Below are 26,447 nucleotides of genomic sequence, written 5' to 3'. Positions count from 1 at the left end.
AATCTTGGTGGAGGAAGACAACCTTTTCTGTTCATATCTTTTCTATAATTAACTGCGAAAATAATAAAAAAATGCACAAGCGCAATGCTTGATAATATTAGAACTGTGCAGGCTCGACAAAAAAAGGCAGATAATATTGATTTGAAACTTGTATTGCAACTGAAAAATTTCAGTTTTGAAAGCCTGCCTGAATGCAAATCTCCTAAACGTTTTTGACATACCTAATTTTAATAAATATTTAAGTGTTGTGAAAAATTTGAGTTCTCATAATTTTGACCTCAGCAGCTAAATTCACGAGCTGGGTAAGTTATGCAATCACCTATGTTGAATCTCGATCTATCTTCGTCATTAATTTTAAAATTTCCAATAATGACAAAATTACTAACAAGCATTTTACTATTTTGTACAACACTTCTTTTAGCACAAATTGAACCAGATTCTTCTAAAAAATTTTCAGTTGATTTTGGTGGTTCCTTTGGTGTTTTCTCTCCTTTTAAAGAATCAAGTAAAGGTTTTCCCAATGATAAGAATCAGCTTGGCTCTAATGGAGTAACTTTTCTTCAGCTAAACTATAAAGAGCATTATTTTGCTAAATTACAGTTTGGACAAACCACTGTGTCATATAAGTCTATCCAAGTTTCTAATGGTTTTAATTCCGTAATAGATTCTAAAGCAAACAGCACTACAGTAGGGATTAATCTTGGATATCAATACAAAATCAAACACTGGCAGCCTTTTGTAATGATTGGATCAGGTACATCTTTTATTGATTCTCCTAAAACATCACTGATAGATGAAAATACTATTAGCTATACTACTAAAAGCGGTAATTATCTTTATCTTTCTGGAAGTGCAGGTGTAAATTATGTATTCAATAGGTATTTTATTGTTTCCATTGAGGGGCAAGCCTCTACAATTCCCACGGCACCTTCTGGATCTGACACGCATTTAAGCGGTATGAGTATGCAGTTGGGTTTGAAATCATATCTTTTCAGCTTTTAAAATTATTTTTAGTACATGATAATTTCAGTATACAAAACCGATGTTAATACAAAATCTAAGTTAAGAAAAGTAAAACCTGTCCTTAATAGAATACTTTTGGGGGTTAAATGGAATTTTGACTTAGACGATTGTGATAAAATTTTAAGAGTTGAGAGCGACAAAAGCTACTCTGAATTTTTAATAGCAGAACTGCATAAAATTGAAGTTTACTGCGAAGAATTATTTTAGATTTAATAATCAAATCAAGACATTAAACTTTTATTATTAATTTTATATGATGTATATTAGACGCTATAACTATTTACGTTTATATGGATATCCAGTTTTTGCTGTTTTCCTTTATTTAATTTTAATACTCCTAAATTCTGATGAGAGTAATCTTCAAGGATGGAAGTTTTATACTATAATTGATTTTATTACCGAAGGATTATTTTGTTTAATCTTTACAATAGTATTATTTGAAAGCGGTCTTTGGGTTTCTCAAATTCTCCATAACAAAACGATTTCAAAAAAAAACAGTATGCCAAGGTTTATCTTTCAGTTGGTGGTTCACATCATAATTGTAAGCATTTTGGTCGTCCTGTTTTTTAATATTGATCTGCCTCTAAAGTATGGATATGATGACCTTCTTTTAAGACGGACTCTTATCATTGGGCTTATATTTTCTATATTAATAACTACAGGCCTTACTGCTGAACAGCTTTTTCTAAAATGGAATGAGAGTAAACTTGAAGCTATTGAAAACAAAAAACAGGCATTACAATCTGAGCTTAATGCCCTGAAACTCCAATTAGACCCACACTTTCTTTTTAATAATTTAAGCACTCTTACTTCTCTCATTGAGGAAAACCAGATTACTGCTGTGCAGTATGTTACCAATCTTTCAGCTGTTTATCGTTATGTTTTGTCCAACAGGAACAAAAATTTGATTGTTTTAAAAACAGAACTCGATTTTATAAAAGAGTATTTGTTTTTATATCAAATTAGATATGGATCTTCTATAATCATTGACATTGCTGATACCGATACCTTAGATCATCTGAATAAATTCATTGCTCCTTTGACACTTCAGCTTTTAATTGAAAACGCCATAAAACATAATTCATTCTCCAGAACTGCGCCACTTCTTATTCGTATATATTATGAGGAGCATTGGATAATAGTGCAAAACAACAAATTACCTAAATTTACCAAAGAACCCAGCGAAGGAATTGGCCTGGCGCATATTGATCATAGTTATAGACTATTAGGTTCTATTCTTCCTGAAGTATATGATTTAGAAAACAGCTTTGAAGTTAAAGTTCCCTTATTAAACAATTAAAAAATAATTATGATAACTGTTTTAATTATTGAAGATGAAGCTGCCAATGCAATACGATTACAAAAGATGCTTTTACAATCAGAAGAAGAAATTGTAATTTTGGGAGTATTGCAGACTGTTAGGGACAGTATTGAATGGCTTGAAAAAGAAAGCAGTCCTGATATTATATTTATGGATATACGTCTTACTGATGGTCTGAGTTTTGAAATTTTCAACCAAGTGAGTATTAAATCGTATGTGATTTTTACAACTGCTTACGATGAGTATGCATTACAAGCTTTTGAAGTAAATGGTATTGACTATCTTTTAAAGCCTATAGAACAAAAAAAATTAGACTCCAGTGTAAAAAGAATTAAAAGATTCATGGCTCCCCAACTTGATATCAGCGTTATCGATATTTTAAAAAAAATGCGTTTGCAAAAAGACATTTACAGGTCACGATTTTTAATAAGCTACAAAGATTTGTTTATTACAATCCCTAGTACCGATGTAGCTTATTTTACTTCAGAAAATAAAATTGTACATCTCACTACGCATACCGGCCAAAGATATGTGATCAGGCAAACACTAGATGAATTAGTACAGGAACTCAACCCTGAAGATTTTTTTAAAGTGACCAGAAACTATATTGTTTGCTTAAAAGCGATCCAGAAACTTTCGCAGTCTTTCGATTATAAACTTAAACTAGAACTTAATCCGCCAGTTAACGAAATTATATTAGTGAGCAGGGAACGTGGTATTTCTTTTAAAAACTGGCTGAATAGTAAATAAGTTTAATTTTATCCAATGATTCTTTCTTCAGCAGAATCAAGATAAAATGGTTCGTGTAAAACTTTAACTTTGTCATATGGTCTTTTTGACTATTATTTAATGTTTATTTAATTCTATTTAAAATTATTTTATTTAATATTGTACTGATTTCCCCAAATCTATTTAACTAACAAACTTTTGTACTATGAAAAAAACAGTACTTCTATGTATCTTTTTATGGAGCTTTCAGCATGTTTCTGCTCAAAATTATTATATGACCAGTCCAGAAGGATATGGAGAGGCTGCAACAGGAGGAGGAACTCCAACAGTTTCTAATACTGTACTTGTAGATACTTATGCCAAATTACAAACTGCACTTAACTCCACGTCATCATCTAATGCCGTAATTCTAGTCTCTGGTATTATAGATTGTCCATACACCAGTGTACTGCTTAGCAATAAAACCATCTTGGGTCTGCCCGGAGCAAAACTTAGAAATCTTCAAATTACAGTGGGTAACTCCACAACATCTGCAGCTAATTCTGGAATTATTAATATAAAACCGGGTTCTAATAATGTAATTATAAGAAATCTTATTTTCGAAGGTCCTGGTGCTTATGATGTAGATGGTAAAGACAACCTGACCAATGAAGCTACCAATATTTGGGTAGACCATTGTGAGTTTCAGGATGGTATGGATGGTAATTTTGATAATAAGGGTAAAGCAGACAATGTCAGTATTTCCTGGTGTAAATTTACCTATTTGAAAACTCCGATTTCTGGTGGATCTGGTGGAACTAATGATCACCGTTTTACAGACTTAATTGGTTCGTCTGCTACTGATTTTCCTACGGACGGTAATTATAGTGTAACTTTTAAAAACTGCTATTGGGCTGAGGGCTGTAAAGAAAGAATGCCCAGAGCCAGAAATGCACAATTACATATACTGAATTGTTATTACAAAACTACTGCTGCTTCGTCTAAAGCTATTGGTTTAGGAGGAGGAAACAAAAATACGACCTGCTATGTTGAAAACTCAAACTTTGAGCAGGTAACCTCCATTTATACTCCTTATTCCACAGATGGAGGAACAATTGGAGTAAAATTTGATGGCTGTACCAAAGGAACAACACCTGCTGCAGTTACAGGACTCGATGCAGGAACTGCGCCTGCAAAACCAATCTATACCTATACCGTTTTACCTGCTGCTGACATCGCTGCTTATATTACAAATGAAAATTGCGGTGCAGGAGCTACACTTCAAGTTTCTGCAACGGGGATAATTTCAAGTACTTGCAGCCAAAACTTAGCAGTAAAAGATTATGCTTTAAATAGTATCAAACTGTACCCAACATTTGTTGACGATGCTTTGCATATTGAATTCTCTAATGCTATTTTGGAAGATGCCGTAATAGATATTTATTCCATGACAGGAGCAAAGGTTTTAACATATAAAAGCAACTCCTTATCTGATAATAATATAGTAGTTAATGTAGCTCAATTGGCAAAGGGGGCGTATTTATGCACTATTGCAACAGGTGAAACTGCCAATACTTTAAAGTTTATAAAGAAATAGTTATTTTAAACTTTTTTTTAAGAATAAATAGATAAGCTTGATTTTTGATGGCTTGGAAAAAACAAATTACAATTCAAGGAAAAGCATTATTACTAGAACTGTTTTTTTATTTAGTATTGAATTAACATTTGCGCTATAGCGCAAATGCACTTCGTTATAGGTATGTATGTAATCCAAAGTAGCTGATACCTACAATGTATATGGTATTATAACAACAGAGCAAAATTACAAAATAATTTGTTTTTTCTTAAAGAAATTATCGATTGCAAAACAACCGAAAGCATTATATAAAAAAATAATCTGATATAAAATGAAGCATTTACTTCTTTGCTTTCATTAAAAACATAAGCTAATATAATTGCATAAATCGGTTCAAGATTGAAACTAAGATTAACAGTAAAAGCAGGAATCTTTTTCAATATTTCAACAAAAGAAACATACAAATCAATAGTATAGAAAAATGACAATAAAATTAGATAAAAAGTATCTTTCAAATTAGGAATAAGGTTTTCTACAGGAAAAAAATAAAGATAAACAGGAAGTAAAACCCCTAAACCAATTGTACCACCTAATCATTTGATAATAATTGATAATTTTACTATCGTAAATTTTCACAAGTCTTTCATTATGAATTGTTGCAAAAGACGATGAAATAATACCTAATGCGATGGCTGAATGGAATATCCGAGCAGTACTTTTAAATTTCTAAAAAACATTAAAATCTTGGCGGAAGAAGATAACTTTTTCTGCCCATATCTTTTTTATTATTGACACCAAAAGCAGCAAAAAAAATACACAAGTATAATACTTGATAATATTAGAATTGAATAGACTCGACAAAAAAAGGCAGATAATATTGATTTTAAATTTACCCATCAAAGGTAAATATAATTACTGACCTCGATTAAATTTTGATCAGGATCTCTAAAATATAGAACACTATTTTACCTGTGGCTCCATTTCTTTCTATAATTCCTTCCTCAATTATTATGTCTTTTAATAACAATTGAGAAAGAATAGTTTTTAAATCTGTATTTGTAATAAAGCACAAATCGGCCGAACGACAAGTAGGCTGATCCGCTTTTGACTCAACTCTTTTCCTTTTTGATGTAAGTTAATTTTTTGATTTCCAAAAGTTAATGTCTTACGATTATTTCCAAAAATCACACATTTATGCCTATTATGTTGGTATAAAGTAAAATAGTCTTTTCAATATCAGCAACTGTCAAAACAAAATGCTCAATACGTTCAATTTCCATAATAAATTCAACTTTATTACCAATATAGAAACTACTGTAGATGAAATACTTGCTTTAAAGAAAGGAGTTTGTCAGGATTTCGCACATATCTTACTGCAGCTTTTGCGTACTACGGGAATTCCGTCGTGTTATGTAAGCGGTTATATTTGCCCGATCGAAAGAGGTCTTCGAGGTGAAGGCGCAACCCGCGCCTGGAGCGAAATTTATACTCCAAAACAAGGCTGAATTGGTTTAGATCCTACCAATAATATCTGGACAATGGACAATCATGTTCGACTTTCAGTATGTAGAAATTTTATCGATTGCAGTCCAATAAAAGGAACTTTTAAAGGATTGGCAAGACAAACACTTTGCGGTTTATTTTTCTATTGGTACAAAGACGCTGTGAAGGTTTCCTGACTTCGCATTCGCAAGTTTAATAATAATCCAAGAAATATTAATTGGATTTTCTAAATGTGATTAACAGTTCTTTAGATATGTTATGTATTTATGTTTAAAATTATTAATGTGTAAATATTAATTATAATTTGTTAGTAAATTGTATGTAATTTCATAAATAAATGATATATAGTGTAAAAAAGGGATAATATAGTATTAGCATATGGTAATATAAACATTTTTGTTAACTCTAGTTTAACATAATTTTACAAGTGTTAAAAATACACTAACCAAATTGTTAAATTATGAAACCAGTCACATATGTTTTAAAAAGTACTGCAACATCTTCTCACAGAGAAAAGTTGTTCTTTACGATTTTGTTTTTGTTTTTTGTTTTTAGTTCATTTTCACAACAGAAAATTAGCGGAAAAATTACAGATGCAAATAAGGTTCCTATACCAGGAGTATCAGTTTTAGAAAAAAACACCTCTAATGGCGTTGTAAGTGATTTCGATGGGAATTTTCAGATTACGCTTAAAGATAAAGACTCAAAATTGGTTTTTAGTTATTTAGGTTTTATAACTCAGGAAACTTCTGCCTTAAATAAGAATACAGTAAATATTGTTCTTGTGGAAAGTAAAGAAGAATTAAATGAAGTAGTTGTTGTAGGATACGGAACTCAGAAAAAATCAAGAATTACAAGTGCTATAGCCAGTGTAAAAGAAAAAGATTTTACAAGAGGAGCAATCAATGATGCTTCTGATCTTATTAAAGGTAAAGTTGCCGGTCTAACCATTAGTAACGGTTCAGGAGATCCGGGTTCATCGCCAAATATTACATTACGTGGATTCTCAAGTTTAAAAGGGAATACTGATCCTTTAGTCTTAATTAATGGTGTACCAGGAAGTATTGATACGGTTGCTCCAAATGAAATTGCGTCAATAGATGTTTTGAAAGATGCGTCGGCAGCTGCAATTTACGGAACCAGAGGGGCAAATGGAGTTATTCTTATTACAACAAAGACAGTAAATAGCGCAATAGAGCCAACAATTACGTACTCAACATTTGCTACAACATCTAATTTTGCTAATAAGGCTAAATTTTTAGATGCCAATCAACAAAGAAATTTACGTTCTCAAGGTGTTACCTTGCCTTTTACTGATGGGGGTGCAAGTACAGATTGGTTGGATGAGATCTCAAGAACTGGATTTTCTCAAAATCACAATTTAGCTCTTAAAGGTGGAACTGCTAAAACAAATTATATAGTAAACCTTAATTATGTGAATCAAACAGGAGTTTTTAATAATACTTCTAATAAAGAATACCGATTTTCATTTGATGTCAATCATACCATGTTCAAGGATAAGTTAAAGATTAATTTAAGCTTACTAAACGGGACACGTGATATGGGTATTGATGAAGATATTGCTGCATATGCTTACAGACAGGCAATGATAAGAAATCCTACCGCTCCTGTTTATAATCCAAATGGTACTTATAATGAAGATCCAAACAAGCTTCAGTATTACAATCCAGCAGCGATTTTGAATGAAACAACACAGGATAGAAATAGTACATGGCAAAGATTTACCGCTAATTTGACTTTGGATTTATTACCGGGATGGGATGTAAGTACACAGCTTTCAAAAAACAAGAACACAGCTTTAAATGGATATGTTGAAACGAAACAACATTATTCAAATTCAATAAATAAAAGAAATGGGGTTGCCTCAAGAGATACAGGAGCTACAGATAATGATTATGTTGAGATAACATCTAAATACCATAAAACTTTAGGTAACCACGACTTTACAGTATTAGGAGGTTATAGCTATCAATATACTGTTAATGAGGGATTTTCTGCCCGTAATTCTGATTTTCCAACAGATGCATTTTCTTATAATAATTTAGATGCAGGAAATGGTTTGTCAGATGGTACCGCATCTATGGATAGTTATAAAAATGATAGTAAATTAATTGGATTCTTTGGCAGGCTTAACTACAATTTTAATAGCAAATACGATTTGTTATTTAGTATCAGACGAGAAGGGTCTTCTAAGTTTGGAGAGAATCACAAATGGGGTAATTTCCCAGCGGTTTCTGCAGGATGGAGTATAAATAAAGAGTCTTTTCTGAAAGACGCTACTGCTATAAATACTTTAAAATTAAGAGCAGGTTATGGAGAAACTGGAGTAATACCAAATGATCCTTATATGTCAATGACATTGTACAATTATGAAGGATATTTCTTTAGTAACGGAAAATGGGTTAAAGGTTTAGAGCCGGTAAGTAACCCAAATCCTGATTTACGTTGGGAGAAAACTGCGGAGGTAAATATTGGTATTGATTTTGGATTTTTCGATAATAGAATTACAGGAAGTTTTGATGTCTATAACAAAAAAACAAGTGATATGTTATGGGATTATGCTGTGCCAACTCCTCCTTATTTATTCCCTCAAATTACGGCAAATGTTGGAAAAATGGAAAACAAAGGATTTGAAATTCTTCTTAATACAATTCCTGTAAAAACAAAAAATTTCACATGGAACTCATCAATGACTTTTTCGCACAATAAAAATAAGCTGACTAGTCTTTCTAATGATTTATATAAAATTGAAGGAGACTTTTTGAATACCGGAAACACGGGAGATCCTATTTCATTTGAAACACATAGATTAGAAGTAGGGCAATCAATAGGTAATTTCTGGGGATTGAAATCTGTAGATATTACTACTGATGGAAAATGGATTGTTGAATTGCCAGATGGTACAAGAAAAACGCTTACTACAGAAATGTATAACGATGCTAATAAGCAATATTTAGGAAACGGTATTCCGCAATATTATGCAGGATGGACTAATACTTTTACGTACAAAAAATTTGATTTGAGTGTTGTATTAACAGGAGCTTTCGATTATCAAATACTTAATACACAGCGTATGTTTTATGAAAATCCAACAATTGCTTACAATATGTTAGACACAGCATTTGATAAAGTCTATGATAAATCAGTATTAAACTACAATCAAACCTATGTAAGTTATTACATTGAACAAGGAGATTATGTAAAAGTAGATAACGTAACCTTGTCGTATAATTTTGATGTAACACCATTTAAAATTTTAAATGCAATGAGATTGTATGTATCTGGAAATAATCTAGCCACAATTACAAAATACAAAGGATTGGATCCAGAGATAAAGAGAGAAGATCCTTTGTCGCAAGGAATGGATGGCAGAGATAAATATCCAAGTACAAGAGGTATCACACTAGGTTTAAATGTAACTTTTTAAATTAAATCAAAATGAAAAATAAAAATATAGTATATAAAATTCTTATTTCGGGCTTATTCCTTTTAGGAACAGGATGTACAAATCTTGATGAGACCGTTTATGACAAAGTAAGTGCCGAGGATACTAAATTAACTTCGGATGATTTAGCGAGTATTATTGCACCGGCTTACAATTCGTTTAGACAAATTTATTCAGATTGGGATGCTATTTTTAACTTGTATGAAGATTCATCAGATCTAATGGTAACCCCTCAAAGAAACGGTATTGGCTGGGGAGATTATTACATTACAATGCATAAGCATACTTGGGGTACTGCACTTCCTATGGCAGAAGGTAACTGGTATTATATGTTTACAGGAGTAAATAAAGTCAATAGAGCGATATATCAAATAGAGCAAATAGAAGGTGTTGATAACAAAGAAAATGTTATTCAGGAATTAAAAGCATTAAGAGCAATTTATTATTATTTACTATTAGATAATTTTAGAAATGTTCCTATTGTAACTTCATATATAAATCCTCCGGGATATTTACCGGTTCAAAATACGGGCAAAGAAGTATATGATTTTGTAGAAAAAGAATTAAAAACAGCTTTACCTTACTTAAGCGATAAGAATAATTCTTCGACTTATGGTAAAATTAATCAGTGGGCTGTAAAAATGACTTTGGCAAAATTGTATTTAAATGCCGGTGTTTATTTAGGTACACCAAAATGGGATGAAGCTCTGGCTCAGGTTAATGATGTTATCAATAATGGTGGGTTTAAATTGAACTCTAATTATCGAGACAATTTCATAATAAAAAATGAATTTTCTACAGAACAAATATTATCGATCCCTTATGATCAGGTTAAAGCTCCGGGAACAAGTTGGCCATACAGAACATTGGCTGCTGCAAGTCAGGCAACTTTTGATTTAGCGGGAGGTCCTTGGAATGGAACTGGCGGAATACCACAATTTTTAGATACTTATGATCCAGATGATCAAAGGTTAAAAGATTGTTGGTTAGGAGGTAAGCAATTTACCAGTAAAGGAGATCCGATAATGTTAGATGATAAAGTGACACAATTTGAATATATTAACTACATGACCAGCGTTGATGGTTGTGAGCCTAATGAAGGTTTTAGAATGGTTAAATATGAAATTGGTCCTGGTGTTGTAGGGCAGGCAAGTAATGATGTTCCTTTTTATAGATTAGCAGATGCCATGATGATTAAAGCAGAGTGTTTATTAAGAAAAGGAGATGCTGGTGCAGCCGCAGCCATTGTTACTGAAGTCAGACAAAGAAATTTCAAAAATACTAATCCTGCCAAAGCCGTAGTATCCGGAGCAAAACTTTTAGGAGGAAGTGTTTATAAATATGGAACTTATCAGGCTGGAGTGATTACAGATTATGAAGGAGGTGCAGATATTCAATATGGTGGTTTCCTTGACGAATTAGCATGGGAATTTGTTGGAGAAGCGCATAGAAGACAAGATTTAATACGATTTGGAGTATATTCAAAAAAATCATGGTTCTCCAAGAAAGCAGATCCGAGTGGTGATTTTAGAGCTGTTTTTCCAATACCACAGTCAGAAATGGTTAAGAATAGCAACTTGAAGCAAAATCCTGGATACTAGAAAATAATATAAAGATTTTACAAGTTGGTTTCTTGTAATTATAAGTGTTTGAAAGCTGTTCCTTGTTTAGGAATGGCTTTTCTTTTTTAAATCAAAGAAATATGAGATACAAATCAAAAATTATAAAAGCTTGTTTTTTCCTGATCGTTTTTCAATCATTTTTTCCCTTTAAAGCAATAAGCCAGAGGAAGAATAAAGAATTAAAGATGAATTTCTCGATCGCTTCTCAAAATCCCGAATCTCATTATCTTGAAGTTATTTTGGATTTTGAAAATCTGTCCTCAAACAAAACAAATTTAATACTTCCGGTCTGGACACCAGGTTATTATTTAATTCTCGATACACCAAGATATATTGTAGATTTTGATGTAGAAGATACTAATGGCAATAAAATAAAATGGCATAAAAAATCTAAAAATTGCTGGGTTGTAGAAAACAGAAAAACATCAAAAATTAAAGTAAAATATAGTGTTTTTGCTAACAAAAAATCCGTAGCAGAATCTTATGTTGATGCTGACAAAGCTTTTTTAATGCCCAATACCATTTTTATGCATGTAGAAAAGGCACTTAATAATCCCGTAACGCTAACTATTAATCCATATAAAAACTGGAAAAAAGTTTCTACCGGATTAAAACCAATCCATGAAAATGAACTTACCTTTTCATCCAAAAATGTAGATGCATTTTATGACAGTCCTATTTATTTAGGCAATCAAAAAATAATAAATTTCGAACATGAAGGAAAATCATATTCATTAGGCATTGCAACCCCAGAAGGATTAAAGGAAGAAAAGTTTACGACAGATCTCAAAAAAATAATGACCGCAACAACGGCAATCATGAAAAAGGTTCCTTACGATTACTACAGTTATATTATGATGGAATCTGGTGGCGGCGGTCTCGAACATTCAAATTCACAAGCGATATTCACAAACGGAACTTTCGATTTTAAATCTGCTGATGGATACACGGATTTTTTGAATTTTGTAACACACGAATATTTTCATCTTTATAATGTAAAAGCCATACGACCAATTGAATTAGGGCCTTTCGATTATAATAAAGAAAATTATACAACCATGTTATGGGTTTCAGAAGGTTTTACCGTTTACTACGAATACATCATTATGATGAAGGCAGGTTTACTCGACGGAAAAGAAGCCTTAAAATATATTACAGAATCGATAAAACGCTGCGAAAATATCGAAGGCAGCAAACACATGTCCTTGTCGATGTCGAGTTTTGATATTTGGCTTAACTTTTTTAATAACGAAAGCAATGCAAAACAAACTACAATATCTTATTATAACAAAGGCCCCATTATTGGATTTTTATTAGATTTAGAAATAAGAAATAATACGCAAAACCAAAAATCATTAGATGATGTAATGCGTTTTTTATACAATGAATATTATGAAAAAAACGCAAGAGGATTTACCGAAGCCGAATTCTGGAAAGCCTCTGAACAAATTGCAGGAAAGTCATTAACAGAAATAAAATCGTATGTAGATACTGTAAATGAAATTGATTATCAGAAATATTTAAAATATGCAGGATTTCAAATCGATTTAAGTCCGATAAATTCTAATGCAAAAAATGATAATTTAATCGAAAAAAGTTTCGAAATAAAAGAATTACCGGAAGCTTCAGCATTACAGTTAGAAATCAGAAAATCTATTTTTAAATTGTAAAAAAAAATAATCTCGCAAAGACGCAAAGTTTTTTTAATTGCCTCCTGCTTTAGCTGGAGGAAAATAAAGTCAACACAAAAGGCTTTAGCCAAATATTTACATTTTGGCTAAAGCCTTTTTTTATTGCATCATAAATAACCCCAGCTAAAGCTGGTGCCTATTCAAAAAAAACTATGCGACTTTGCGTCTTTGCGCGATTAAAAAAATCTGCTTAAATCCCCAAAATCTGCGTGAAATAAAAATCAGCGACAAAACCTAAAACTGCGCACGATAATGCGAAGGCGAAATTCCTTTTAGTTCCTTAAATTTTCTATTGAAATTGGCAATATCCTGAAAACCGCAAAGCTCAGATACAGAGGAAATTGAAAGATCTTTTTTATTGTGAAGTAATTTACAGGCATTTTCAATTCTAATTTCAATCAAAAACTGAAAAAAAGTTTTATTAGTACGTTTTTTAAAATAACGGCAAAAAGCATTTTTACTCATATTAGCCTTTTCCGCAACTTCATCAAGAGTAATATTTTGATCGTAGAATTCGATCGCATATTCAAAAACGGCACTCATTCGGCGACCTTCATCATCAGTATATTTCTTTTTGTAAACAAAAGAAGAAAGAGGTGTTTTCTCTGAAGAAATGATAATATTAATAATTTTCAGGAAAGAAGCAATACGCTGAATTTTGTTCTGCTTTTTTAGTTTATTAAAATGATGTGTAATTTTCTTATGATTCGAAAGTATTTTCATACCATACTCAGACTCTTTAAAAAAATCATCTACCGAACTCATATCATTCAGACTAAAAAAATCTTTACCAAAAGAAGTTTTAGTAAAGAACAAAGTCAACATTACAGATTCCGGACTAGCCTCAACATTACTTCTAAAAACATGAGGAACATTCTCACCAATTACTACGATATCGTCTTCTTTATAATCATTTATAGAATCTCCCACAATTAAAGTTCCCGAACCTTTTGCAATATAGCTTATCTGAATTTCTTCATGCTGATGCAGTTGATCGTAGAAAACACGCTCAATATCTTCCTGATAAATTAGAGCTTCTCTTTCGGTTTTAGGTATTTTAAAAGGTAGGATTTTCAACGTAATGTTTTTAGATATGTAAATATTAACAAAAAAAACAGATTATACAATAGATATGGTAATATAGTATTGATAAAGGCTAATAATGACACAGGAGCTCTTTTATTTAAGCTTTATTTTTGATAAAAATTAAGAATATGAAAATTAAATGGGATGGCGTAATGCCAGCTGTAACGACAAAGTTTACAGCAGAAGGTCAACTGGATCTTGTAATGTTCGAGAAGAATATTAAAGCACAAATTGATGCTGGAGTTAATGGAATCATTCTGGGAGGAACTCTTGGAGAAGCAAGTACATTGACTAAAGAAGAAAAAGAGATTTTAATAAACAACACTTTAAGAATAGTCGAAGGTAAAATTCCGGTTATTGTAAATATTGCCGAGCAAACAACCAGCGAAGCAATTACTCTGGCAAAGCGTGCTGAAGAGTTAGGTGTAAATGGTTTAATGCTTTTGCCGCCAATGCGATACAAAGCTACAGATTACGAAACGGTTGTTTATTTCAAGGAAATTGCCCAAAGTACTTCTTTACCAATTATGATTTACAATAACCCTGTAGATTATAAAATCGAGGTAACACTTGATATGTTTGAAGAACTTTTAAAACTGAACAACATTCAGGCAGTAAAAGAATCAACCAGAGACATAAGCAATGTAACAAGAATCAGAAACCGTTTTGGCGATAGATTAAAAGTACTTTGTGGCGTAGATACTTTGGCACTGGAAAGTTTAGTGGCTGGCGCCGATGGTTGGGTTGCAGGTCTGGTAGTAGCATATCCTGCCGAAACTGTAGCAATTTATAAATTGGTAAAAGCTGGAAAAGTAGATCAAGCATTAGCAATTTACAGATGGTTTATGCCATTATTAGAATTGGATATTTCTCCGCAATTGGTTCAAAATATAAAACTAGCCGAAGTAGCAACAGGACTTGGAACAGAAAACGTAAGAGCACCAAGACTTCCGTTGCAGGGAAAAGAAAGAGAACGCGTTTTGTCAATCATTGATTTTGCAATGAAAAACAGACCAGTATTGCCAGCCTATAAAAGTATTTAATTAAAGTTTAAAAGAAAGCGATGACTACAGGAAAAAATTATATTGGAGATGTGCTTTCCGCAAAAGGTAAAATAACTTATAAAACAATAAATCCAGAAGAAAATTTTGAGAATGAAACTGTTTTTTATGAAGCTACAGCCGAAGAAATTTCGCAAGCAGTAGCATTAGCCGAAGAAGCTTTTAAAATTTACGGAACAATTGCAGACGCAAAAAAGGCAGATTTTCTGGACGCAATTGCCGAAGAAATCGAAGCTCTGGGCGAAGATTTATTAGCGACTTATATTCAGGAATCAGGTCTTCCTGCCGGAAGAGCAAATGGAGAACGAGGGAGAACAACCGGACAACTTAGAGCATTTGCAACAATGCTTCGCGAAGGTTCATGGGTTGAAGCGATCATCAATAAATCAGAAGGAAAACCGGATATCCGGAGATTACAGATTCCAATTGGACCTGTAGTCGTTTTTGGAGCAAGTAATTTTCCGCTTGCATTTTCTACTGCTGGCGGCGACACCGCGAGCGCATTGGCGGCAGGTTGTCCTGTAATAGTAAAATCACATCCGCTTCATGCAGGGACAGGCGAATTGGCAGCTTCGGCTATTATAAAAGCAGCAAAAAGAACAGGAATGCCAAATGGTGTTTTCTCAAACCTAAACAGCAGTGGTGTTGAAGTTGGAGTAGCTTTGGTAGAACATCCGTCTGTAAAAGCGGTTGGCTTTACCGGGAGTATAAAAGGTGGAACAGCACTTTGCAAAATTGCAGCAAACAGGTCTATTCCAATTCCGGTTTATGCCGAAATGGGAAGTATAAATCCTGTACTTGTTTTACCTTCGGCTTTAAAATTAGAAACTGAAAAATGGGCTAAAAATTATGCTGCTTCAATTGTAGCAGGAACAGGACAATTTTGTACAAATCCAGGGCTTATTTTAGGAATAAAAAGCGCCGACTTAGATGATTTTATTACTATTTTAGCTTTAGAGACAGATAAATTAGACCCAACTTGTATGCTGCATCCTAATATAAAAAAGCAATACGAAAGTCTAAAATCAGAAGTGCTTGGACAAGAAGGATATACGCAGGAAACTAATTTAGAGAAAGTTGTAAAACCAAATTATGCATTGCAAAATATAATTGCCGTGGATGGTGAGACTTTCTTAAAAAATAAAACATTTCATAAGGAAGTTTTTGGGCCTTTTTCTGTAGTTGTTAAATGTGATGGTGTAGAGCAGCTCAATACAATTATTCTGGAATTGGAAGGACAATTGACAGGAACAGTTTTAACTGCTGATTTGCAAGAATGGGACAACTTTAAAGAGACGATAGAAAATCTTAAAAACAAAGTCGGAAGATTGATTTTTAATAATGTTCCAACAGGAGTAGAGGTTTGTTCCGGAATGACTCATGGCGGACCTTTTCCTGCAAGTTCAGACAGTAAATTTACATCTGTAGGATTAACAGCGGTTAAAAGATGGGTTCGTCCGGTAACTTTTCAGGATTGGCCGGATCAATTATTACCAAGCGCTTTACAGGATAAAAATCCTTTGAGTATTACCAGAACTGTAAACGATATACTAACAAAGAACTCTATATAATTTATGCCAAGAAAAACCTTTTTTTGTGTTGATGCACATACGTGCGGAAATCCGGTAAGAGTTGTGGCTGGTGGTGGTCCCAATTTGGTTGGAAACAACATGAGTGAAAAACGACAACATTTTTTAAAAGAATACGACTGGATTCGTAAAGGACTTATGTTTGAACCCCGAGGTCACGACATGATGAGTGGCAGTATTTTATATCCGCCAAGCAATCCTGAAAATGATTTTGGAATTTTGTTTATCGAAACTTCGGGTTGTCTACCAATGTGCGGCCACGGAACCATCGGAACCATAACTATTGCGATCGAAGAAGGATTGGTTATACCAAAAGTTCCCGGAAAAATAAAGATGGAAGCGCCGGCAGGACTTGTTCAGATAGAATATCAGCAAACCGGTAAAAAAGTGGATTGGGTAAGATTGACGAATGTAAAGTCATATTTGGCAGCCGAAGGTTTAACGATTGATTGTCCGGAATTAGGTGAGATTGTTTTTGACGTGGCTTATGGAGGGAATTATTATGCCATTGTAGATCCGCAGCAAAATTTCTCTGGAATACAGGATTTTACAGCCGGAAAAATTGTACAGTACAGTCAGGAAGTACGCAAAAGCATCAACGAGAAATATCCAAATATGTTTATTCATCCTGAAAATGATACAATTCGCGATGTAAGCCATATGTTGTGGACAGGAGATCCTATCGATCCTGCTTCTTCAGGACGAAATGCCGTTTTTTATGGCGACAAAGCAATTGATCGTTCACCATGCGGAACCGGAACTTCGGCTAGAATTGCACAGCTTCACGCTAAAGGGAAACTAAAAAAAGGAGAAGACTATATACACGAAAGTTTTATTGGAAGTAAGTTTATTGGCAGAGTCGAAGAAGAAACTTCTATAGGAGATATCAAAGCCATAGTACCAAGTATTCAGGGCTGGGCAAAAGTTTACGGTTACAATAATATCATTATTGATGAAGATGATGATCCGTATGCTTTTGGCTTTCAAGTGATTTAAAAAAAAATGATAATATAAAAAAATCATTGGTTTACAGAAAAACTTCTTGCCAATGATTTTTTAAATTTATAATGCGAATGAAAAAAGTAAGTATAATTGGTGGAGGAATAATCGGCTTATGTTCAGCTTATTATTTAGCCAAAGAAGGCTATGAAGTAGTTGTTTTCGATAAATCAGATATGAGGGATGGTTGTTCGTACGGAAATGCAGGAATGATAGTTCCTTCGCATATAATTCCGCTGGCACAACCCGGAATGATTGCACAAGGAATAAAATGGATGTTTGATAGTCAAAGTCCGTTTTACGTAAAGCCCAGATTAAATGTGGATTTAATGAAATGGGGAATACAATTCTACAAACATGCCAATTTAAAGCATGTAGAAAAAGCCATGCCCGCACTTTGCAATTTATCGCTTTTAAGTAAAGACTTGTATCAGGATTTTGCAAAACAAAACAATTCTTTTTTTTATGAAGAAAAAGGACTTTTAATGCTTTATAAAACCGAAAAAACAGGCGAAGAAATTCACCACGAAGGAATTCTGGCAGAAAAACTAGGTTTAGAAGTTGATTTTCTTTCAAAAGAAGAAGTTTCAAGATTAGAAACAGGAACTGCTACAAACGTAATTGGTGGAGTACATTACAAAAGCGATGCACATGTATATCCGCAAAAATTCATGCAATTTCTTAAAGAAGAATTGAAAAAATTAAATGTGATAATTCATTCGCAAACTACTGTAAATGATTTTGTTTTAAAGAATAATCAAATTACTGAAATCATAACAGACAAAGGAAATTTTGCAGCAGACGAAGTAGTTTTGGCAACAGGATCCTGGAGTCCGCATATTGCTAAAAAACTAAATGTAAATATTTCGATTTTACCAGGAAAAGGATACAGCTTCACGCTAAATGATCAAAGTCATAAACCGTCAATCCCAACAATTTTATGCGAAGGAAAAGTAGCTGTAACACCTATGAACAATGATATTCGTTTTGGAGGAACAATGGAAATAACGCACACCAATGACACCAAAATCAATCAAAACCGACTACAAGGAATTGTAAATTCAATCAATGATTTTTATCCGGATTTAAAAATTGAAATGCCAAAAGAGCAAGATACCTGGTTTGGTTTCAGACCTTGTACACCTTCGGGAATGCCAATTATTGCACGAGATAAAAAACTTAAAAATTTAACTTTAGTTACAGGACACGCTATGATGGGACTAAGTCTGGCTCCTGCAACAGGAAAAATTGTTGAAGAAATCATTTCAGGAAAAGCGACTTCTGTAGATACGCAAATGTTTCAACTTTAAAAAATCAGCTTCATTTTAACCAAAATTGAAGCTGATTTTTTATTAACTAATACTATGCCTCTGAAGTTTCATATTTTATTATAATTCACTATTACAAATAATAAAAACAAAACTCAAATACCAAAATTCTAAATACTGACCACATTTAGAATAAAAAAATGACTACCGCATTTTCAAACAAAAAACAACAAAACAAACCAAAAAATGAAAGACCAGAATCATGAAGAATTTAAAAAAGAATTAGGACTTCTCGATGGGACCATGCTCGTAGTAGGTTCTATGATAGGATCCGGAATATTTATTGTAAGCGCTGATATTGCCAGACAAGTTGGTTCAACGGGATGGCTTATTTTAATTTGGCTTCTTTCGGGAATAATTACCATGATCGCTGCGGTAAGTTATGGCGAACTCAGTGCAATGTTTCCTAATGCCGGCGGGCAATATGTGTATTTAAAAGAAGCCTATAATAAATTAATAGCCTTTTTGTACGGCTGGAGTTTTTTTGCCGTAATTCAAACCGGAACTATTGCGGCGGTTGGAGTGGCATTTTCAAAATTTGCAGCTTATTTAATTCCTGCTGTTAGCGATGAAAATATTTTATATGAAATAGGAAATTTCAAACTCAATGTGGCGCAAATTGTTTCTATTGTAACCATTATTTTTTTAACGTATTTAAATACTCGCGGCGTAAAAAACAGCAAGATTCTTCAAACTATTTTAACCATTATAAAAATACTCTCCATTTCAGGGTTAATCATCTTTGGATTTACTTTAGCGGCAAAAGCCTCTATATGGAATGCGAACTGGACAGATGCCTGGACGCCGCGTTCTTTTAGTACAGAAACAGGTTCATGGCTTCCTATTAATACTACGGCTTTGATCTCCGGAATTTCAGCCGCAATGGTCGGAACTTTATTTTCCAGCGATTCCTGGACAGGAGTTACTTTTATTGCAGGAGAAATAAAAAATCCGAAGAGAAATGTTGGATTAAGCATGTTTCTGGGAACTTTAATAGTAACAATCATTTATGTGCTGACTAATTTAATGTATGTAGCAGTTATTCCGTTAACCGAAATTGCAACAGCAAAATCTGATAGAGTAGCGGTGGTCGCTTCAGATTATATTTTTGGAGATATTGGAACGTTAATTATTGCGCTTATGATTATGATTTCAACATTTGCCTGTAACAACGGATTAATTATGGCCGGAGCCAGAGTGTATTATACAATGGCAAATGACGGTTTGTTCTTTAAAAAAGCAGCCAATTTAAATAAAGCAAGTGTTCCTGCGTGGGCACTTTGGGCACAATGTATTTGGGCTTCTGTATTATGTCTTACCGGAAAATATGGTGATTTATTAGATTTTGTAATCATTATTGTTTTGATTTTTTATATCCTGACGATTTACGGAATTATGCGTTTACGTAAAAAAATGCCAGATGCTGTTCGTCCGTACAAAGCAATTGGATATCCTTTTTTACCGTTGTTTTATATCATAATTGCTTCGGCTGTTTGTGTTTCGTTATTGTTTACGAAATTTTCAACTTGCGGTTGGGGAGTCTTAATTATGTTAATCGGAATTCCTGTTTATTATCTGATAAAGGAAAAAAGCCCAAACTAATCTTTGATTTCCTAACAGGTTTTTAAAACCTGTTAGGTCTCCTAAATTTAGAATAAGGTAATTAATGTAGATGCGCACAGCAGTCTGTCTTACATCCTGTATATCGGCAACGTTATGTTAGACGCACTGCTGTGCGCCTCTACAATATCCGATCGTTCAATTGACTAGTACAGATAAATAGTCGCTTTTTTGGAAAAACTTACATTAGAATGTATTTTGGCTTAAGCCGAAAAAAAAAATCAATTTTACTTCATTGATTCCTATGGTGTTAGGAAAAACTGAAATTAAGAAGATTATTAGTATTTAATAACTGATTTTGCCTGCATTTCATTTTCGATGGATAATATAATATTACTATGTGTTAATATTAGCCTATAGTAGTCGATTAATTATGTCTATTTTTATTAATATTAAAATTATGGGAACAACTAGCAAAAAAATAAGTGTGTTTTTAACACTTTTATGGTGTTTAATAACCCAGGCACAAGGAACTTTGAAGGAATATAAAAGGGCAAATGCCGTAGATTCTTTATTTAAGAATAAGGTTATCAATACTCCTAAAGAATTTCATTGGATTGGAAATGAGTATGTATGGTATAGCAATAATCTGTTAAAAGGAAAAGAATTTCTGTTGGTTGATACCAAACAACAGAAACAAATACAAGCTTTTGATCATAATAAAATGGGACAATCTTTATCAAAAATTTTAGGAAAAGAGGTAAAATCAAATGATTTACCAATTGAAAATTTAGAATTTGATAAAAGCCTGTCAACTTTAGTTTTTACAACAGATACCATTAAAGCATCTTGCTATTTAAAGACATATGAAATAGTTAAAACAGGAGCTTATAAAAAACTATCAAAAACAGATGATTATTGGGGTGGTAATTTTGATGAATTAGGAAATAAACCTGTAGGTTCCCCGGATTCTTTGAATATTGCTTTTATAAAAAACTATAATTTATATATAAAGAATAAGAAAACAAAAGTAGAAACGCAGTTAAGTTATGACGGTTCAAAAGGTTTTTACTATTCTTCGTATTTACAATGGTCGCCAAATAGCAAAGAGATTGTGGCTTATAAAGTCAGACCTGGAGAAGATCATAAAATATATTTTGTTGAGTCAAGTCCGTCAGATCAGTTTCAGCCAAAATTGCAAACCAGAGATTATTTAAAACCTGGAGACCAATTACCGTTTAAAAGTCCGCAATTGTTCGTTGTGGATTCAAAAAAGCAAATTCCGGTTGCAACTGATTTATTTCAGCAACAATATGAGTTGAGTGGAATCGAATGGAAAGATGACAGCAGTGCTTTTACTTTCGAATACAATCAAAGAGGACATCAGGTTTATCGTGTTTTGGAAGTCAACGCCACAACCGGAAAAGTAAGAGTCATTATAGAAGAAACAAGTTCAACATTTGTAGATTACAGTGGAAAAAGATACCGTTATGACCTTAAAAAAAGTAATGAAATTATTTGGGCTTCTGAACGTGATGGCTGGAATCATTTGTATTTGTACGATGCCCTTTCCGGGAAAGTAAAAAATCAGATTACTAAAGGAAATTGGCCGATAAGAGAAGTATTAAAAGTTGATGAAGAAAAAAAGCAAATCTATTTTACCGCCAGCGGATTAGACAGCAATCAGGATCCGTATTTATTGCAGTTTTGCCGAATTGATTTTAACGGAAAAAACTTTACCAGATTAACAACGGAAAACGGAAATCATAAAGTAACTTTTTCACCGGATTATAAATATTATGTCGATCAATATTCAAGAGTAGATGCAGCACCAATTACGGTTTTAAAAAGTATTGATTCTCAGAAAACAATTGTAGAATTACAAAAAGCAGATATTTCGGCATTACAAAAAACGGGATGGATTGCTCCGGAAGTTTTTACAGCAAAAGCACGAGATGGTAAAACAGATATTTGGGGAGTTATTGTTCGCCCAACAACTTTTGATCCGAATCGTAAATATCCAATTATCGAATATATTTATGCCGGGCCTCAGGATTCATTTGTTCCAAAGAATTTTCAGCCTTATTATTGGGCAATGTCTTCTCTGGCGGAATTAGGATTTATCGTGGTTCAGATTGACGGAATGGGAACTTCGAACCGTTCAAAAGCTTTTCATGATGTATGTTGGAAAAATTTAAAAGATAGTGGTTTTGCAGACAGAAAACTTTGGATGAAAGCCGCTGCAGCCAAATATTCTTATATGAATATTGACAAAGTTGGAATTCACGGAACATCTGCAGGAGGACAAAACGCCGGAGCAGCTTTGGTTTTTAACTCTGATTTTTATGATGTTGCCGTAGCATCTTGTGGCTGTCACGATAATAGAATGGATAAAATGTGGTGGAACGAACAATGGATGGGATATCCGATTGGACCAGAATATGGAGCGTGTTCTAATACAGCAAATGCAGCACAATTAAACGGGAATTTAATGTTGATTGTGGGTGAATTAGATGATAATGTTGATCCGGCGTCAACAATGCAATTTGCAAACGCCTTGATAAAAGCCAATAAAAACTTCGAGTTAGTAACCGTTCCCGGAATGGGACATTCGGCGGGAGGAGATTTTGGAGAACGCAAGAGAAGAGATTATTTTGTACAGCATTTATTGGGCGTGATTCCGCCAACGTGGGAAGAAATTTATAAGTAGAAAATTCCTGAGAAATAAAGAAAAGGAGTTTTATAAATCATAAGAAAAAGAAGTAGTGATGAAAAAATATCAGTTATTTATTTGTGTAATATTAAGTTTTTGGGCATCGTGTACCACAACTTTACGCGCACAAAACGGCGACCAGATTTTAGACGGAATTGGAGAAACGGGATTAATTGCACGTTATGTTTTTGATGGCGATGCAAAAGATTGGTCGCGAAATAATTTGCATGGAAAAATTCAGGATACAAAAGCCAAGTTTGTAAATGACGAACTATTTGGCACTGTACTTTCTTTGCCTGCAGACAGTCAAGCATTTGTTTCAATTCCCGGTGACGGATTAATTGGCGAAGAATCCTTGAGTATTTCTGGATGGATTTTCTTAAGATCTACACAAAAAAATCAGCTCTTTTTTGATTTCGGTAAAAACCAGAATTCGCATTGGTTTTTTACACCAACAGGTACACAAAAAGAAGACGGAATTCAAACCGAAGTAAGTACAGAAGCAGGAGCAAAGTACAAGACAAAAGGTGCAGCTTTAGAAACAGGAAAATGGAATCATGTAGCGGTAGTAATCAACATTCCATCAAAAACAATCAGCACTTTTGTGAATAGTGTTTTGGTAAGTGAAACCAAGAATGCAGAATTAGATTTAGCTAAATTATTCGATTATAATTCGGCAGAAAAAAACAAACTTTATATTGGGAAATCGCTTGGAGATGAAAACATTTATCTGAATGCAAAACTTCATGATTTCAGAATTTACAGAGTTCCATTAACAGACAAACAAATTACGAGAATTTATAACAATGCATTAAAAGAAGGTCAGGAAGAAGAATCTGGAGAAGAACAAGCCACAGATTTACCAAAGTTCCCAGCTGCAACTCCACAGCTTTACAATCAATTTCTAACAAGTGTTTCTGATGTTAATGTAGAAACCGTTGTAGGATCGCTTCCAAGATTGCCAAGTTATATCAAAGGAGTTTACAAAAACGGAATTCAAGGCCCGGAAGTACGCGTGATTTGGCCCTCGCCGAAAGATAATAATCAAGTACTTAAAAGCGGGCAATATACCGTTACCGGAATAGTTTCGGGAACAGATTTAAAACCAAAAGCAATTGTAACAGTAAAAGCTGCAAAAGAAGCTGCAACGCCAGAACGCAAACTAGAAGCTTTTAAATTAGAGCAAGTTGTATTGAATTCTGATGCTGACGGACACAAGACAAAATTTGTTGAAAATCGCGATAAATTTTTATCAACATTAGCAACCACAGATCCGGATTCGTTTTTATACATGTTCCGTAATGCTTTTGGACAAACACAACCAAAAGAAGCCGAACCACTTGGTGTTTGGGATACGCAGGAAACAAAATTACGTGGTCACGCTACAGGACATTATTTAACTGCAATTGCTCAGGCATATGCGAGCACAGGTTATGACAAAACACTTCAGGCAAATTTTGCCAATAAAATGGAGTATATGGTAAATACACTGTACCAGTTATCTCAGCTTTCGGGCAAACCAAAAACAGCAGGAGGAAAATTTGTGTCAGATCCAACTGCTGTTCCATTTGGTCCTGGTAAAACAGCCTACGATTCTGATTTAAGTCCGGAAGGAATTCGTACCGATTATGAAAATTGGGGAACAGGATTTATCAGCGCTTATCCGCCGGATCAATTCATCATGTTAGAAAACGGAGCCACTTACGGCGGACAAAAAACTCAAATTTGGGCACCTTATTATACTTTACATAAAATCCTAGCGGGATTAATGGATGTTTACGAAGTTAGCGGAAACGAAAAAGCATTAGAAACCGCAAAAGGAATGGGAAATTGGGTTTACGCTCGAATGAAAAAGCTCCCAACGGAAACACTTATCAGTATGTGGAACCGATATATTGCGGGAGAATTTGGGGGAATGAACGAAGCAATGGCAAGATTGTACAGAATCACAAAAGATCCGCATTATCTTGAAGTAGCCCAGTTATTCGATAATATCAAAGTGTTTTATGGCGATGCAAATCACACACACGGACTCGCTAAAAATGTGGATACTTTTAGAGGATTACACGCCAATCAGCACATTCCGCAAATTATGGGAGCGCTTGAAATGTACCGCGATTCTAACACGCCGGATTATTACCGTGTAGCCGATAATTTTTGGTACAAAACCGTAAACGATTATATGTATACAATTGGCGGAGTTGCGGGAGCAAGAAATCCTGCAAATGCAGAATGTTTTATAAGCCAGCCAGCAACGATTTACGAAAATGGTTTTTCGTCTGGCGGACAAAATGAAACTTGCGCAACTTACAACATGCTTAAGTTAACCGGAGATTTATTTCTGTATGAGCAGCGCGGCGAATTAATGGATTATTATGAACGTGGATTATACAATCACATTCTTTCATCAGTAGCCGAGAATAGTCCTGCAAATACATATCATGTTCCGTTAAGACCTGGTTCAGTAAAACAATTTGGAAATGCTCATATGACAGGTTTTACATGTTGCAACGGAACTGCAATTGAAAGCAATACAAAATTTCAAAATTCAATTTATTTTAAAAGCGCTGATAATAATGCGCTGTATGTAAATCTTTATGTGCCTTCGACTTTAAATTGGACAGAAAAAAATATAACTGTAGAACAAACAACAGATTTTCCTAACGAAGATTTTACAAAATTTAAGATTAAAGGAAACGGTAAATTTGATCTAAAAGTCCGCGTGCCGCATTGGGCAACCAAAGGATTCTTTGTAAAAATAAATGGGAAAGAAGAAAAAGTAAAAGCAACACCGGGAAGTTATCTTTCATTGAATAAAAAATGGAAAGATGGTGATATAGTGGAATTGCGTATGCCATTTCAATTTCATTTGGAACCGGTTATGGATCAGCAAAATATCGCGAGTTTATTTTACGGACCAATTTTATTGGCTGCACAGGAAACAGAACCAAGAAAAGATTGGTGCAAAGTCACTTTTGATGCAAATGATATCGGCAAAGCAATAAAAGGAAATCCTAAGAAATTAGAGTTTACTATAGACGGAGTTTCATACAAACCGTTTTACGAAACCTACGGACGCCATTCGGTTTATCTGGATGTTACATTGAAATAATAGTTAAAAAAGTTCGCCACGAATTCCACGAATTTTCACGAATTATTTTTATAATTATTTTGAGAAATCGTATTAAAATCCCCATAAGA

18 protein-coding genes are annotated in these 26,447 nt (G+C 33.7%); 16 read left to right on the top strand and 2 right to left on the bottom strand.

The window, feature by feature from the left end; genetic code table 11:
• Nucleotides 1-369 precede the first annotated feature (369 nt).
• The 5 genes from BUE10_RS01380 (at nt 370) to BUE10_RS01360 (ending at nt 4,649) form a co-directional block, all read left to right on the top strand.
• Nucleotides 370-1,002: an outer membrane beta-barrel protein gene (locus BUE10_RS01380; protein WP_073481461.1), complete on the top strand. Its 633-nt coding sequence runs from the start codon at nt 370-372 to the stop codon at nt 1,000-1,002.
• A gap of 15 nt (nt 1,003-1,017) precedes the next feature.
• Entirely contained in the window at nt 1,018-1,230 is a 213-nt protein-coding gene (locus tag BUE10_RS01375) for a hypothetical protein (protein ID WP_073481459.1), read from the top strand.
• A gap of 46 nt (nt 1,231-1,276) precedes the next feature.
• Entirely contained in the window at nt 1,277-2,323 is a 1,047-nt protein-coding gene (locus tag BUE10_RS01370) for a sensor histidine kinase (protein ID WP_083597910.1), read from the top strand.
• Nucleotides 2,324-2,332: 9 nt separating this feature from the next.
• Nucleotides 2,333-3,094 (top strand): LytR/AlgR family response regulator transcription factor, encoded by a 762-nt coding sequence (locus BUE10_RS01365; RefSeq protein WP_073481454.1) that lies wholly within the window; start codon nt 2,333-2,335, stop codon nt 3,092-3,094.
• A gap of 184 nt (nt 3,095-3,278) precedes the next feature.
• Nucleotides 3,279-4,649 carry a T9SS type A sorting domain-containing protein gene (locus tag BUE10_RS01360; RefSeq protein ID WP_073481453.1) on the top strand — a complete coding sequence of 457 codons (1,371 nt, stop codon included), beginning with the start codon at nt 3,279-3,281 and terminating at the stop codon, nt 4,647-4,649.
• 206 nt (nt 4,650-4,855) lie between these two features.
• Here BUE10_RS01360 and BUE10_RS24180 read toward each other — a convergent pair whose 3' ends face one another.
• Complete coding sequence (locus BUE10_RS24180) at nt 4,856-5,152, bottom strand: EamA family transporter (protein WP_234984710.1); 297 nt, start codon at nt 5,150-5,152, stop codon at nt 4,856-4,858.
• A 732-nt stretch (nt 5,153-5,884) separates the two neighbouring features.
• Between BUE10_RS24180 and BUE10_RS24175 the strand changes: the two genes are divergently transcribed.
• From BUE10_RS24175 to BUE10_RS01330, 4 genes are all read left to right on the top strand, one after another.
• Nucleotides 5,885-6,133, top strand: a complete 249-nt coding sequence (locus tag BUE10_RS24175; RefSeq protein ID WP_073481448.1) for a transglutaminase-like domain-containing protein — start codon at nt 5,885-5,887, stop codon at nt 6,131-6,133.
• 458 nt (nt 6,134-6,591) lie between these two features.
• Entirely contained in the window at nt 6,592-9,579 is a 2,988-nt protein-coding gene (locus BUE10_RS01340; protein ID WP_073481446.1) for a SusC/RagA family TonB-linked outer membrane protein, read from the top strand.
• An 11-nt stretch (nt 9,580-9,590) separates the two neighbouring features.
• A complete protein-coding gene (locus BUE10_RS01335) occupies nt 9,591-11,198 on the top strand; it encodes a RagB/SusD family nutrient uptake outer membrane protein (RefSeq protein ID WP_073481443.1) in 1,608 nt (535 codons plus the stop codon).
• 206 nt (nt 11,199-11,404) lie between these two features.
• Nucleotides 11,405-12,889: a M61 family metallopeptidase gene (locus tag BUE10_RS01330; RefSeq protein ID WP_159439047.1), complete on the top strand. Its 1,485-nt coding sequence runs from the start codon at nt 11,405-11,407 to the stop codon at nt 12,887-12,889.
• A 255-nt stretch (nt 12,890-13,144) separates the two neighbouring features.
• Here BUE10_RS01330 and BUE10_RS01325 read toward each other — a convergent pair whose 3' ends face one another.
• Nucleotides 13,145-13,987: an AraC family transcriptional regulator gene (locus BUE10_RS01325; protein ID WP_073481437.1), complete on the bottom strand. Its 843-nt coding sequence runs from the start codon at nt 13,985-13,987 to the stop codon at nt 13,145-13,147.
• A gap of 137 nt (nt 13,988-14,124) precedes the next feature.
• On the opposite strand from BUE10_RS01325, the gene BUE10_RS01320 reads away from it, so the two are divergent.
• The 7 genes from BUE10_RS01320 (at nt 14,125) to BUE10_RS01290 (ending at nt 26,358) form a co-directional block, all read left to right on the top strand.
• Nucleotides 14,125-15,039, top strand: coding sequence for a dihydrodipicolinate synthase family protein (locus tag BUE10_RS01320; protein WP_073481435.1), 915 nt, complete (start codon nt 14,125-14,127; stop codon nt 15,037-15,039).
• Between the two features lie 20 nt (nt 15,040-15,059).
• Complete coding sequence (locus BUE10_RS01315) at nt 15,060-16,628, top strand: aldehyde dehydrogenase (NADP(+)) (protein ID WP_073481432.1); 1,569 nt, start codon at nt 15,060-15,062, stop codon at nt 16,626-16,628.
• Between the two features lie 3 nt (nt 16,629-16,631).
• On the top strand, nt 16,632-17,642 hold the full coding sequence (locus BUE10_RS01310) for a 4-hydroxyproline epimerase (protein ID WP_073481429.1): 1,011 nt from the start codon (nt 16,632-16,634) through the stop codon (nt 17,640-17,642).
• Between the two features lie 77 nt (nt 17,643-17,719).
• The gene (locus tag BUE10_RS01305; RefSeq protein WP_073481427.1) at nt 17,720-18,955 is read left to right on the top strand and encodes an NAD(P)/FAD-dependent oxidoreductase; all 1,236 of its coding nucleotides are present in this window, start codon (nt 17,720-17,722) and stop codon (nt 18,953-18,955) included.
• A gap of 204 nt (nt 18,956-19,159) precedes the next feature.
• On the top strand, nt 19,160-20,575 hold the full coding sequence (locus BUE10_RS01300; RefSeq protein ID WP_073481424.1) for an APC family permease: 1,416 nt from the start codon (nt 19,160-19,162) through the stop codon (nt 20,573-20,575).
• Nucleotides 20,576-20,993: 418 nt separating this feature from the next.
• A complete protein-coding gene (locus tag BUE10_RS01295; protein ID WP_073482978.1) occupies nt 20,994-23,243 on the top strand; it encodes a S9 family peptidase in 2,250 nt (749 codons plus the stop codon).
• A gap of 58 nt (nt 23,244-23,301) precedes the next feature.
• Nucleotides 23,302-26,358 carry a beta-L-arabinofuranosidase domain-containing protein gene (locus BUE10_RS01290; protein WP_073481422.1) on the top strand — a complete coding sequence of 1,019 codons (3,057 nt, stop codon included), beginning with the start codon at nt 23,302-23,304 and terminating at the stop codon, nt 26,356-26,358.
• The last annotated feature ends 89 nt before the right edge of the window (nt 26,359-26,447 follow it).

The organism is Flavobacterium sp. CF108, from assembly GCF_900129795.1.
In the GTDB taxonomy this organism is placed as follows: Bacteria; Bacteroidota; Bacteroidia; order Flavobacteriales; family Flavobacteriaceae; genus Flavobacterium.
This window is presented reverse-complemented; position numbering and strand designations above follow the sequence as displayed.